We start from the raw sequence: 12,252 nt of genomic DNA, 5'->3' as shown, positions 1-12,252 counted from the left end.
CCAGCCGACCGGTGCTAAGCTGCGCCTTGGCCCGGCGGCTTACCCACGGCATTAGGCGCTATGGAGGCAGTCAATGCTGACGGTAGTCGCTTTAAAGGCTTTAGCAATCTGGGTTGGCATCCTGGTCCTAGCTGTTGCCAATGGAGTGTTGCGTGAATCGGTATTTGTGCCAGAGTTCGGAATTCCGGTCGCGCTCGTGCTAAGTGGTTTGCTGCTCTCAGCCTCAATCATTGGCGTAGCGTATTTTTCGCTTCCTTGGCTGCAAATTAGTCGCCCCGTTGGGTTCTGTGTCGTCGGGGTGGGCTGGCTCGTTCTTACTCTCGTTTTTGAGTTTTCGTTCGGGCTTTGGCAAGGCAAGTCGTGGTCCGAGTTGCTTGAAGCGTACACATTCAAGGGTGGCAACATCTGGCCCGTTGTTCTTGCGGCAACGGTTCTTGCACCATACATCGCTGCTAAGCTGAGAGGGCAGGTGTAATGCGCCTAACCAGGCCAGTTACGGCGATGTTTACTGCTCAGACCCGCATCGCGATTTCATCCTTCTTGGGGTGTCCAGGTGATTAAATAGATGAGAACGGGAAGTTAGTCTCGGGTAACCTCCACTACAGAGCTTGGAACGTCAAAGAGGCATCGGCGAGTTGGACCATCTACAGCATCCCAATAAAACTGATAAGCGCGGTGTCGCAGTTGCCTATTTTGATGCCCAGAGGCGTTTTCTTGACCTGTTTCTCAGGCGCCACCTGTCGCGCTTGTCCCAGCAGGAGTTACGTCGTGGTCGGGTGATGGTGGCATTGTTGATTTTCGGTGTTCTGGCAATGTCCGCCATGGCATTTGTGCGCTTGTCGACCGAAGGTATTGGGCCAGTCTCCCTGGTAGCGTGTTTGGGGGTGTTTGCCATCGTTGCCAGCCTCGTTTTTTTCGTCCGGACAGGCAAGAGTGGGGCAGCGGGCGATCTGATGATTCTTAGCGTTGTTGCCGCTATTTTCATGACTGCTTTTAACGACAACGGGCTGTATTCCCGGGTACTCACCTGGCTGCCGTCGTTGCCGCTGATTGCCAATTTCACCTCAGCCAGACTGACTGCCCTTCGAACGACCTTCCTGGTGCTGGTTGGGTTGTTGATGCTGTTGGCGGCCCATGAAATGCAGTGGATTACTACCAGCTACCCGGACGAATCGTTGGTCGGGCGGCTTGCAGCCGGTTTTGGTTCCATGCTGTTTGTCTCGGCCATTGCCTATGCCTACGAGGATTCCCGGCGCCAGGCCGATAAGGAAAGAGACGCCCTGAGTCGTACCAGGAGTGACTGGGTAAGCATGGTTAGCCATGAGTTGAGAACGCCCCTTACTTCCCTTTACGGCGGCCTCAAACTGCTGGCCAATGGCAATCTGAACGAGCAGCCGGAAAAACAGCAAGCATTGCTGAAGATGTCGACCCGCAATACCGAACGGCTCATTGGTCTGGTGAATGATGTTCTGGACATTGAGCGATTGTCCGAAAGCCGCTTCGAGCTGAACCTGCAAATAATTGATCTGGCGGACGTCATCGACGAAGCAGTGAAAATCCAACAATACCTGGCCGACGAGCGGGGCATTGCATTGAGCACCCGGCTTGAGCCCGCGCCGTCGGTCATGGCCGATCCTGATCGCCTGTTGCAGGTGGTGCAGAACCTCTTGTCCAACGCTATCAAGTTCTCTCGTGCCGGTGGTGAGGTGGTGGTCCATCTGGCACCGTCAGAGGAAGGGGTTATGTGCACCGTACAGGATGAAGGGGAGGGCGTGTCGGAGGAGTTCAGCAACCATCTGTTTGAGCGCTTTGCTCAGGAGACGTCCGACACCCGTCGACGCTCTGGCGGCTCCGGGCTCGGTCTGTACATCTGCAAGGGCATCATTGAATTACACGGTGGTCAAATAGGTTACCGTTCCAGAGCCACGGGCGGCAGCGAGTTTTTCTTCACCCTGATCAGATGAACGTCCAGGCCAATATCCTGGTGATCTTTTTACCCTGCTTCATCTCTATTTCCCGAACATCAACGGCACCGAGTTTTCGAATCAACTTCTTCGCAGGCTTAACATTGTCGGCTTTTGAAACCAGGCTGGTGAACCAGCGGCATTGAGTTGAATACTGCTGGCTTTCTCTTATGAGCTTTTTAAGGAACAGCTGCTCGCCGCCCTTGCACCAAAGCTCTGCTCCCAGCCCACCAAAATTTAGGGTAGGGGATGTGGTGTTTGCGTTTCGTTCACCGCGACTACGGGCAAGGTTGTCGAGCTTGAGCTGGCTACCTTTCAGTGCTTCATCGAGTGAGGCATGAAACGGTGGGTTGCACACGCTGACGTCAAAGAACTCCCCGGCCTGAATGATCCCTTCAAAAATGTGGTTTTTATCGTGCTGGGTGCGCAGCGTGAAGCGGTCTTTGAGTGTGGGGTTGTTGGCGATAATCGTGGCTACGTTCTCCAGCGACTCAGTGTTAATGTCACTTCCCACGCACTGCCAGCCGTAGATCTGGCAGGCCAGTAGCGGGTAGATTCCATTGGCTCCCGTCCCTATGTCGAGCAGTTTGATGTTGGCTTGGTCAGGCTTGAGCAAGTCAGCCATGTAATGGATGTAATCCGCTCTGCCTGGGATTGGGGGGCAAAGCGCGCCCTCTGGAATATCCCAATCGACAATGTTGTAGTATCGGTTCAACAACGCGGCGTTGAGCGTTTTTACCGCCAATGGGTCTGCGAAATCGATGGACAGGTTGCCATGAGCGTTCGGTTTCACATGAGGGGCGAGCGCTGGGTGGCTATTCACGAGGCCTTGGAAGTCATAGCCCTGGTTGTGTAAATTCCTCGGGTGCAGACCTTTGTTCGCAGGCTTGGCTTGTTTTTTTTCACTTCGATACGGGGTGCTCACAGTAATAGGCCCGAGGCTTGGAATTCTGAAGTAGAGAAGGTCTGGCTTGGCCCGTGATTATATTCTTAATGCAGGTGTTGGGCATACCCGGCAATTCGGGGGTCGCATGAGCCCTCTGACTGTACATTCATTTTCCCAAAAGGCGACAGCAATGACTATTGAGCGCATTTCCACCAATAACCGCATGAGCAAGATCGTAAAACACAATGGTACCGCTTACCTATGCGGCCAGGTGGCCAAGGACAGGAATGGTGACATTCATACCCAGGTAACCGGGATGCTGGAGAAAGTGGACGAGCTGCTGGAGAGCATCGGTTCCGGCCGGGATAAAATTCTGTCTGCAACCATCTACCTTGCTGATATGGCTGACTTCAAAGCCCTAAACGAAGTGTGGGATAACTGGGTACCTGAAGGCGCAGCTCCAGCCAGGGCTTGTGTGCAAGCGCAGATGGCGTCTCCTGAGTTGAAGGTCGAAATCTCGGTAGTTGCTGCGACGTCCTGACCGGAAAGCGCCGCCCGATTTATACCTCAGTCAATTCAGCCAGGAGGCTCGCCATCACTGTTGCACTGCATCGTTTGTACTCCTTCCGTCGTTGCCCCTACGCCATGCGCGCTCGCCTCGGTATCTTGTTTGCCGAGCTGAACGTGGAGCTGCGGGAGATCGTGCTGAAACACAAACCGGCGCAGATGCTGGCAATCAGCCCAAAAGGCACGGTTCCTGTTCTGGAGCTGGCCGAGCGTGATAGCTCCGGGAGTCTCGTGATCGAGGAAAGCAGGGAAATACTGGAGTGGGCGCTGCAGCAGAGCGATCCGCACGGTTTGTTAAGCGTCGATTTAGCACGCGCCGATGCCCTGATTGAGCGTAACGATAACGAATTTAAACACTGGCTGGATCGCTATAAATACGCTGATCGCCACCCAGAACTCACACAGCTGGAGTACCGGCAGAACGGCGAGGTGTTTTTACAGGAGTTAGAGAGCTTGTTAGCCAAGAATCGGTATCTCCTGGGGGAAAACATCAGCATTGCTGATATTGGCATCATGCCGTTTGTAAGGCAGTTCGCCCATGTCGATCGAGAGGTGTTTTACAGCCTACCTTATCCGAAACTACAGCAATGGCTGAGGGATTGGTTGGAACACCCAATATTCCAGAAGGTCATGGTCAAGTACCAGCCCTGGCAGGAAGGTGATGACTTGGTAGTGTTTCCAGGCGACAGCCGCTACATCTAAACACTTCTGCCCGCCGGCATCTATTTTTACTGGAGAAAAAGCAACATGAACACGGCTCTTACGCCCTATCCAATTGGTACGTCAGGCACTCCCTGGGGCGACGCTGAACGCGCAGAGTGGTTGTCACGGCAGACTCGTCAACGCAGCTACGAGTCGGAGGTGTTGAGTGTGATCGAGCGCTTGCGCTCGTGCTTCGACGTGCAAGAGTATGGCCATCTCGACTACGGCTCCGATGGCTATCCGTTGATGGCGATCAGGAGCCGCGACTGGCGTGACGAGTTGCCGGTTGTACTGATAACCGGGGGAGTGCACGGCTACGAAACCAGCGGTGTGCACGGCGGGCTGCAGTTTCTCGATCAGCATGCAGAAGCATACGCGGGCCGCGCTAACCTGTTGGTCGCACCCTGTGTCAGCCCCTGGGCTTACGAGCGCATTCACCGCTGGAACCCGAACGCGGTGGACCCGAACCGTTCGTTCCGCGAAGACAGTCCGGCTGAAGAGTCGGCCGCACTCATGCGCCTGGTCGCGCCCGTGCGTGATCGTGCGCTATTGCATATCGACCTGCACGAGACCACCGACACCGACGAATCCGAATTTCGCCCTGCGCTGGCGGCCCGAGATGGCAAGCCCTTCGAGCCGGGCGGGATTCCCGACGGTTTTTATCTGGTCGCTGATACCGAGAACCCGCAGCCTGAATTTCAGCAGGCGATAATTGAAGCGGTGGAGCGGGTTACGTATATCGCTCCTGCCGATGACCGCGGCGAGATCTTCGGCTCACCGGTGGTCGCCCGGGGCGTGATCCAGTACCCGCTCAATGAGTTGGGGCTGTGTGCCAGTGTCACCAGAGCGCCCTACAAAACGACCACTGAGGTTTATCCTGACAGCTCCCGTATAACCTCCGAGCAATGCGATGCCGCGCAGGCTGCTGCGGTGTGTGCGGCGATCGACTACGCGCTGGCGCACCAATAGGGCAGGTTAATTTGGGGCAGGGAAAAGTCCCTTTAACAAGAGACCATTTTGGACTGCCGGTGATACGCACCGTCAGTCTCAAAGATCAGCTTTGGTGCCGGCCAGCCAATTAAAACCAATCTGTTTTGCGTTTTGCACCTATACTTCTTGTATTGCTTCGATGGCCACGTCATGAGGCCCATTATGCTTACGACTAGTTGCCGTGCGGTTTCTCTTGGGTGAGCACTTTCGAGTTGAAGCTGCCCGAGGTTTTCACGAGGGAGCTGCCTGAGTCCCATATCCTTACATGTCTTGCATCTGGAGGTGCGCCTTACGCGTGTCTGAAACCTGTAGGCTTCGATCTTGGTTCAGCCACTCTCGCCTTTACCCATGCACTTGATAGTCGCTCGATAGAAGCTGTTGATAAGTTGACTGCCGAAGCATTCGGCAAGCGCCGGCTTGACCATATTTATGCTGTGATGAGCCAGAATACGTCCGCTCCCGTTTTCGGCGGTCGCTGCGCGGAAGTGTTCGTTTATTATTTCCTTTCTTGCGATATATCATATAAAGCTTCACGTGGTGATATATGAATAGAATATTAGCTTTTTTTGTGATTTTGTTTTTTTCTAGTTTAGGTCATGTGAATGGAAGTGGTGAATTTCCAAAGCTTGATATTTACATGGAGGAATGGGATCCATTCCAATTTGAAGATGAGAGTGGAGAGGTAAAAGGATTTGCTGTTGATCTTCTGGACATGATGTTAAAAGACGTAAACTCGATGCAGTCTAAGAGTGACTTTAAGTTTATTCCGTGGGCAAGGCTTGTCGCTAATCTGAAAAGAAAAGACACGCTTGGATTTTCAATGTTAAAGACACCCGAGAGAGAGGGGATGTACCAATGGATTGGTCCATTTCATACGATAAATAACTATGTGATAGTTAAAAAATATAGCGCGTTAACTAAGGAGAGCTTTAATTCTGGTAACAATGTTACTGCTGCCACTGTGATTGGAGATGCAAGCGTTAATAATATTAGGAGTCTTGGGGTAAACGAAAAAAACATCTATAAAGTTTCTAATATTGAATCAACGATTCGTATGCTAGATAGGGGGCGAGTGGATATAATTGTTGATAACTGGGAAAACTTCAGAGCCTTGGCGATTAAGCTTGGTATTGATTTTTCAAAATACAAGAGGCTAATTAATTTTGGTGGCAATGATATTTACTTTGTTTTGAGCAGAAATACCGATCCAGAAATAGTGGGAAAGCTTCAGCTTAGCTTTGAAAAAATAAAAGTTAGCAGCCAGTTTAAAGATCTATTAAAAAAATATAAGTTGGGTTTGCAAAGGAGTTCAAAGTAACACTTTCTATCAGTATCCGTCCATTTCGTAATCTGCTCCAGGTTGAAAGAGCCTTGTTCATCCTTAAGGTGATGGTTGGTGTAGTGGAAAACACACCAAGCAATGACACGCATCAGAAGGAGGCAAGTAATGGAAAACGTGCAAGACTGGAAGTCTGAGCGGGAACGGTATCAGGCAGCGTGGGCCAAGTACTAGAACGTGGCAGAGCGGATAGATGCCAAGTACGAAAGCCTTGATGGCGGTACCAAGGACCAGGCGCCCGCCGAGGAAGACTTGGCTGAGTTGCAGGAAGCCTGGAAGAAGCTTGAACATGCTCGTGAGCGCCTTGGCGAGTATAACAATGAGCTCCATGAGCGGTATATTCCGTTCTCCGTTTGAACCTGTCAGGGATGTCCATCTGTTCATCTTTAGCTTTCACCAAAAAAAATACGTTAGGGTATTTCGTGCCTGCGAAGGTACGAACATTTGGTCATAAGGAGGTTGATGATGAGTGCACCATTAAATGGAAAAAGAATTGCGTTTCTCGCGACCGATGGTGTCGAACAGGTTGAGTTGACCCGACCCTGGAAAGACCTGCAGGGCGCTGGTGCCGAGTTGCATCTGATCTCGCTGGAAGAAGGTGATATCCAGGGTTACCACCACCTGGATAAAGCGCATACCTTTCCGGTGGATAAAACGGCAGCGAATGCCGATGTAAACGATTACGATGCACTGATTCTACCCGGCGGCGTCGCCAACCCGGATGCGCTGAGAATGGATGAAAGCGCTGTCTCGCTGATCAAGCAGTTCTGCAACAAGCATAAACCGGTGGCAGCGATATGCCATGCACCCTGGACGCTCATTGAAGCGGAACAGGTTCGTGGCCGCACCCTGACATCGTTCCCGAGCCTGAAAACCGATATTCAGAACGCCGGCGGCCACTGGGTCGACGAGCAGGTTCATAACGATAATGGCTTGATTACCAGCCGTGTTCCCGATGATCTCGACGCCTTTTGCGCCACGATTATTGAGGTTCTGTCTCCCGTCGGCTGATAGCCGCACTGGCAGTATTCGCTAGAAGCACAGGCCAGGACTGGTTTCGGCTCAGGGTCGAACCAGTCCGCCCTATACCTCCCGAACAACTCCGCCAGTTTATCGCCATTCTCCGATTGCCCGCCTTATGCGATCCGTTGCACAGCCTTGCTGTCAGCGCTTTTAACCGTTTGACAGATCAGCATAGAGAGGTGGAAGTAGGGTTGTGCTCTGGTTGAATGGGGTCTGCGCCGTTGCCTTTGAACTCATTCATCTATTCATTGGTAAGCTCACCGTTATCAACATACTTGCTCTTGCCCTCTGCGTTGGGCACTGCCTGTAATCCAGTCGCACTCGTCTCGACCTGGTTGAACAAACAACCGCTTCGTCCCTTCTTTGTTGTCCTGCTATCAGTTAACTTGAATGTTAGCCATAAACAATAAGGACAAAAAATTGGACACAGAGCTTTATGATTTCAGGCAGCATTTGGATTCAATTGAATGGATTTATAGTTTGCCCAATGGACTGGTCAGCGAAAAAATTGATATCAGATATAGTGTTGTCACCATCACTGAGCTGGAGGATGGCTACGAGATTTATATTGGACCTAAAGAGATGGAACTAGGTGGGGATGCTATTCAGGTCATACTTAGTGACGACTTTCAGTTGAAGGACTATCTAATTGAACGGATAGAGCCATCTCCTTACTAGTGCCAACCCGGCTAACAGGCCAGCCAGCGGCGCTCTTGCAGAAACGCATAAGGTGTCCGCCGGTTTTCTGGCCAATCTCATCAACCTCGTGTTCAAGTAGGGCGCTCAGTGACAGTGGGCGTGTTGACCGTGTTCATCACGGGGGTCCCCCATGCCACCTTTCAAGCCATATCTAATCAATAAGAGATTAGCGGGCCAGGCAGCGAACAGGCCCAGAGACAGGGAAACATAAAGAGAGCTCCAAAACAGGGCATCGCTCATGGTGGCTTGGCCACCTAAATAAAGGTCCGTGGTGATCGCAACAGACTCCATGACCACGATGCTGATTGTTTCAGCTAGGAAGGCTCCCTTAAAGGCTTCTCTGAACGCCATGCCATTTTGCATCATTGGCCCGATGTTCAGGGCAAAACCGAAAATATAGGCCAGTGAAAAGGTGACGACAGCGGCCCAAAAGTTTCCCAGCGCAAATAGCCCGACGGAAATCAGAACTCCCAGAATCTCACCGATTCCGCAACCGGAGTAACAATGCGCCACAGAACGAAAACTTTTGCGTGAAAGGCTGTCGGTGGCTATCTGTTTACGCCCGGAATACCGATAGATTAATAAGCCGATCGGTCCAGAATAGAAGCCTGTGAGTATCCATACCCATTGCATGATAGAGGGGATATGGCTGTTGTTGGTTCTGAGGTCATGGATCATCCAAGCCACGCTGGCGACAACTAATAGAAGCCAGCCCGCCAATAGAGTCCAGCTGTCAATTGTTGACTGTATCTGCTCAATCATTATGAAATGAAGCACCCTTTGATTAGTGAAAAATCTCATTACCTGCGGGCCTAACATTAGACCCGAGGTTGTTTTTTTCAACCGGTTGTCTTGTTCAAGTCGCTTTTCCCAGGGGATTCAGCCCCATAGACAATTGTGACCCTCCACTGAACGACCTTGTCAGGCGTGCGTCAGCAGCGTTAGTTTGTAGGGTATTTTCTGACGAGTGAAGCAAGGGAACGGAGGCGCAATGAACATCAGAATTTATCGCATTTATGATGATGATCTGCCGCAGGGATATCATGCTCTTGTGGATCGCTTGTGGCCTCGTGGTATATCCAAAGCTGAGGCTGATCTTGATGGTCACTGGAAAGAGTTGGCGCCCAGCAATGATCTACGGAAGTGGTTTGATCATGATCCAGACAAATGGGGCGACTTTAGAAAGGAGTATTTGAGTGAACTGAGCGATCATAAAAAAGACGCCAAAGAGCGCCTTGAAGAAGTGAGCCGGAAGAACCTCATTCTGCTGTATGGGGCGAAAGACAAGAAACACAGTCACGCCCATATCTTGAAGGAATACTTGGAAAAGTTGGTCTGAAAGCAATCAGGGCGCATGCTCGGACGCGGTGCTTTGGGCGTCGGGCACTGACCTCACTGAGAGAATATTTCGTGAAAGCACTTGAGCTTAAAGTTCCGCCCGCTGCACTGGTAGTCGTGGTCATTGCCGCTATGTGGGCGATTTCAGGTATCGCGCCGAATCTATACTTTTCGATTCCTGGAGTGGCCTGGTGGTCGGCCGGCCTTGCAGTCGTCGGTATTGGCATTGCCATTCTTGGTGTTCTTCGGTTCAGAGCCGCCGGTACAACGGTAGATCCGAGGGTGCCGGACCAATCTGCAAACCTGGTCGTTAGCGGTGTCTATCGGTACAGCCGAAATCCGATGTATTTCGGTTTCTTTCTGGCCCTATGTGCGTGGGGTTTGTACTTGGGCAGTGTTGTTTCTCTGCTGTTCCTTCCCGGATTCATCGCGTATATAAACCGCTTTCAAATCGTTCCGGAGGAGCGATTTATGCACGATCAGTTTGGTGAGGTGTACGACAAGTACAGGTCTGAAGTACGCCGGTGGATTTAAGGCCCCAACAAGGCGCCCGTGGCTGGAGAATTTCTTAACCGCTTTGCGGTCCCAATGGAAGCAACGCTCTGCGCAATGCAGCTTTATTCCGTCATACGGCAGGTTTAACCAAGACTACGGAGGCGATGAATCCATGGACGTAGAATTTCAGCCCGGTCGCAACATTGCGATGAAGATCCCGCCGCACGAGCATCAGAATACGGTGCGCTTTTACAGAGATATTCTCCGCTTCAAAGAGATGCCTGCCACTGGGGGAGATGACACTCCTCGGTTCGACTTCGGGGACAAGGTCCTATGGCTCGATAAGGTGCCTGGCTTGAGCCAAGCCGAGATCTGGCTGGAAGTCATCACCAGCGACATTGGCAATGCGGCCGAGTATCTCAAGGAGCAGGGCTGTCGCCGCCGAGATGAAATTGAACCCCTCCCGGATGGCTTAAAAGCCTTGTGGATATCGAGCCCAAGCGCATGTTTGGAGGCTATGGCATCTATTACGACGGGCTGATGTTTGCGCTCGTCGCCGATGATGTTCTGTATTTCAAAGCGGACGGTACCATTTCTTCGCCTAATTACTAATGCGAGCCAGCTCGTATTTGAGGACAAGCCTGATGAATTTTTTTGGGCTTTTTTCCAGATTTGTTTAAATCTGGAAATTGCACAACCATGTCATCCAGCGAGGCGCTATTAAGAACATTTAGCATCAGCGTTGAACTAATGTAGGTAGGGTGGCGTAGGGACGTTGAGTTGAAAAGATTGAATCGCGCCTTGGCCACCATCAGCAACAGGTAGGCAAGGCTTAATCCAGCTTGAGAAAGGAAATTCAGGATGACTATTTTTGAGGAGCTTCGGGCAGACCACGACAAGCAGCGAGAGATGATCGACCAGGTACTTGCAACCAGTGGCGCCAGCGAAGAGCGTGATCGCCTGTTTTTGAACTTGAAAAAGCAGCTAGAAGACCATGCGCTCGCCGAAGAACGCTACTTCTATGTCCCGTTGATGAAGTTTGATGAAACCCAAGAGAAAGCCAGACACAGTGTCGCTGAGCATCATGAGCTCGATGAGTTAATCGAAGCCCTGTCTAATGCTGAGCAGGACTCTCCAGCATGGCTTGCTCACGCAAAGAATCTTGCCCACAAGCTACTGCATCACCTTGAGGAGGAAGAAAAAGAAGTGTTCCCCTACGCAGGCAAATTTCTTGGTGACGATGAAAAGTCGTCGCTAGGGTCAGATTATCGAAAGGAGATGGACAAGAGGACGTCCCCCTAATGAACCAACGACCAAGAGGAATGGCCGTGTCCCCAATTTCCCGCATTCGCCGCGCTGCGGCTTTAACCCTTCTGTTATTCGCCGGGTCAACAATGGCTGCTGAGTCGGTGGTTGTATCGTCCAAGATCGATACCGAGGGCGCCGTGCTGGGCCAGATGGTGCTGCAGTCCCTGGAAAAAGCCGGCATTCCGGTGCAGAACCGGATCCAGCTGGGGGCAACCAACATTGTTCGCAATGCCATCAAGGCGGGTGAAATAGACCTCTACCCGGAGTACACCGGCAACGCCGCTTTCTTTCATGATCAGGCGGATCGGGATATCTGGAAGGATGCCGATAAGGCCTACGAGCATGCGGCCAGCCTGGATAAAGAGGCGCACAACATCGTCTGGCTTAAACCGGCCAGAGCCAACAATACCTGGGCCATGAGTGTGCGTGGGGACCTGGCGCGAGCGAACAACCTGGAGACGCTTGAGGATCTCGCCTGTTACATCAACAACGGTGGCGACTTCAAGTTTGCGGCCAGTGCCGAGTTTGTTGAATCCGCCAGTGCGTTGCCGGCGTTCCAGAAGGCCTACGGCTTTGCGCTGAATTCCGACCAACTTCTGGTCCTCTCAGGTGGCAACACCGCCGCGACACTCCGGGCTGCAGCGTTGAACAACAACGACGTTAATGGCGCTATGACCTACGGCACCGACGGCGGCCTCAACGCGCTTGACCTGAAGGTGATGGAAGACACTCTTGGCGTTCAGCCGGTGTACCAGCCTGCGCCCATTGTGCGTGCCGAGGTTCTGGAGGCCTATCCGAAGATCCGTGAGGTTCTTGAACCCCTCTTTGAATCACTGGATCTGGAAACCCTTCAACGCCTGAACGGCTTGGTTGCGGTAAACGGTGTGCTGGCCGAGCAAGTGGCACGGGACTACCTGGAATCCCTGGGCCAGGACTGAGGT

The 12,252-nt window shown here is 52.0% G+C and carries 17 protein-coding genes; 15 read left to right on the top strand and 2 right to left on the bottom strand.

Annotated features, from left to right (window positions below; translation table 11 throughout):
• Positions 1-73: 73 nt before the first annotated feature.
• Entirely contained in the window at positions 74-475 is a 402-nt protein-coding gene (locus tag FGO67_RS12870) for a hypothetical protein (RefSeq protein ID WP_203301043.1), read from the top strand.
• A 160-nt stretch (positions 476-635) separates the two neighbouring features.
• Positions 636-1,964: a sensor histidine kinase gene (locus tag FGO67_RS12865; protein ID WP_203301042.1), complete on the top strand. Its 1,329-nt coding sequence runs from the start codon at positions 636-638 to the stop codon at positions 1,962-1,964.
• On the opposite strand, the gene rlmF is transcribed toward FGO67_RS12865, so the two are convergent.
• Complete coding sequence (gene rlmF / locus FGO67_RS12860; RefSeq protein WP_203301041.1) at positions 1,957-2,889, bottom strand: 23S rRNA (adenine(1618)-N(6))-methyltransferase RlmF; 933 nt, start codon at positions 2,887-2,889, stop codon at positions 1,957-1,959. The genes FGO67_RS12865 and rlmF overlap by 8 nt on opposite strands.
• A gap of 151 nt (positions 2,890-3,040) precedes the next feature.
• Between rlmF and FGO67_RS12855 the strand changes: the two genes are divergently transcribed.
• The 7 genes from FGO67_RS12855 to FGO67_RS12825 all read left to right on the top strand — a co-directional run bounded on the left by FGO67_RS12855 (position 3,041) and on the right by FGO67_RS12825 (position 8,149).
• Positions 3,041-3,391 (top strand): RidA family protein, encoded by a 351-nt coding sequence (locus FGO67_RS12855; RefSeq protein WP_203301040.1) that lies wholly within the window; start codon positions 3,041-3,043, stop codon positions 3,389-3,391.
• A gap of 65 nt (positions 3,392-3,456) precedes the next feature.
• Positions 3,457-4,119 carry a glutathione S-transferase gene (locus FGO67_RS12850; protein ID WP_275297948.1) on the top strand — a complete coding sequence of 221 codons (663 nt, stop codon included), beginning with the start codon at positions 3,457-3,459 and terminating at the stop codon, positions 4,117-4,119.
• A gap of 45 nt (positions 4,120-4,164) precedes the next feature.
• Positions 4,165-5,088, top strand: a complete 924-nt coding sequence (locus tag FGO67_RS12845; RefSeq protein WP_203301038.1) for a M14 family metallopeptidase — start codon at positions 4,165-4,167, stop codon at positions 5,086-5,088.
• A 565-nt stretch (positions 5,089-5,653) separates the two neighbouring features.
• Positions 5,654-6,427, top strand: coding sequence for a substrate-binding periplasmic protein (locus FGO67_RS12840; RefSeq protein WP_203301037.1), 774 nt, complete (start codon positions 5,654-5,656; stop codon positions 6,425-6,427).
• Between the two features lie 198 nt (positions 6,428-6,625).
• Positions 6,626-6,805 (top strand): hypothetical protein, encoded by a 180-nt coding sequence (locus tag FGO67_RS12835; protein WP_203301036.1) that lies wholly within the window; start codon positions 6,626-6,628, stop codon positions 6,803-6,805.
• A gap of 108 nt (positions 6,806-6,913) precedes the next feature.
• Positions 6,914-7,459: a type 1 glutamine amidotransferase domain-containing protein gene (locus FGO67_RS12830; protein WP_203301035.1), complete on the top strand. Its 546-nt coding sequence runs from the start codon at positions 6,914-6,916 to the stop codon at positions 7,457-7,459.
• A gap of 432 nt (positions 7,460-7,891) precedes the next feature.
• Positions 7,892-8,149, top strand: coding sequence for a hypothetical protein (locus FGO67_RS12825; RefSeq protein ID WP_203301034.1), 258 nt, complete (start codon positions 7,892-7,894; stop codon positions 8,147-8,149).
• Positions 8,150-8,254: 105 nt separating this feature from the next.
• On the opposite strand, the gene FGO67_RS12820 is transcribed toward FGO67_RS12825, so the two are convergent.
• The gene (locus tag FGO67_RS12820; protein WP_238942358.1) at positions 8,255-8,932 is read right to left on the bottom strand and encodes a DUF4396 domain-containing protein; all 678 of its coding nucleotides are present in this window, start codon (positions 8,930-8,932) and stop codon (positions 8,255-8,257) included.
• A gap of 229 nt (positions 8,933-9,161) precedes the next feature.
• Between FGO67_RS12820 and FGO67_RS12815 the strand changes: the two genes are divergently transcribed.
• The 6 genes from FGO67_RS12815 (at position 9,162) to osmF (ending at position 12,249) form a co-directional block, all read left to right on the top strand.
• Positions 9,162-9,509: a DUF488 domain-containing protein gene (locus FGO67_RS12815; RefSeq protein ID WP_203301033.1), complete on the top strand. Its 348-nt coding sequence runs from the start codon at positions 9,162-9,164 to the stop codon at positions 9,507-9,509.
• A gap of 71 nt (positions 9,510-9,580) precedes the next feature.
• A complete protein-coding gene (locus FGO67_RS12810; protein ID WP_338039568.1) occupies positions 9,581-10,042 on the top strand; it encodes a methyltransferase family protein in 462 nt (153 codons plus the stop codon).
• A 133-nt stretch (positions 10,043-10,175) separates the two neighbouring features.
• Entirely contained in the window at positions 10,176-10,544 is a 369-nt protein-coding gene (locus tag FGO67_RS12805) for a VOC family protein (RefSeq protein WP_203301032.1), read from the top strand.
• Entirely contained in the window at positions 10,508-10,615 is a 108-nt protein-coding gene (locus FGO67_RS12800) for a TfoX/Sxy family protein (protein WP_203301031.1), read from the top strand. The genes FGO67_RS12805 and FGO67_RS12800 overlap by 37 nt, the downstream gene beginning before the upstream one ends.
• 249 nt (positions 10,616-10,864) lie before the next feature.
• Entirely contained in the window at positions 10,865-11,305 is a 441-nt protein-coding gene (locus FGO67_RS12795; protein ID WP_203301030.1) for a hemerythrin domain-containing protein, read from the top strand.
• A 92-nt stretch (positions 11,306-11,397) separates the two neighbouring features.
• Positions 11,398-12,249, top strand: a complete 852-nt coding sequence (gene osmF / locus FGO67_RS12790) for a glycine betaine ABC transporter substrate-binding protein OsmF (protein ID WP_238942357.1) — start codon at positions 11,398-11,400, stop codon at positions 12,247-12,249.
• Positions 12,250-12,252: the final 3 nt, after the last annotated feature.

Source organism: Marinobacter sediminum, assembly GCF_016820575.1.
Lineage (GTDB): Bacteria > Pseudomonadota > Gammaproteobacteria > Pseudomonadales > Oleiphilaceae > Marinobacter > Marinobacter sediminum.
This window is presented reverse-complemented; position numbering and strand designations above follow the sequence as displayed.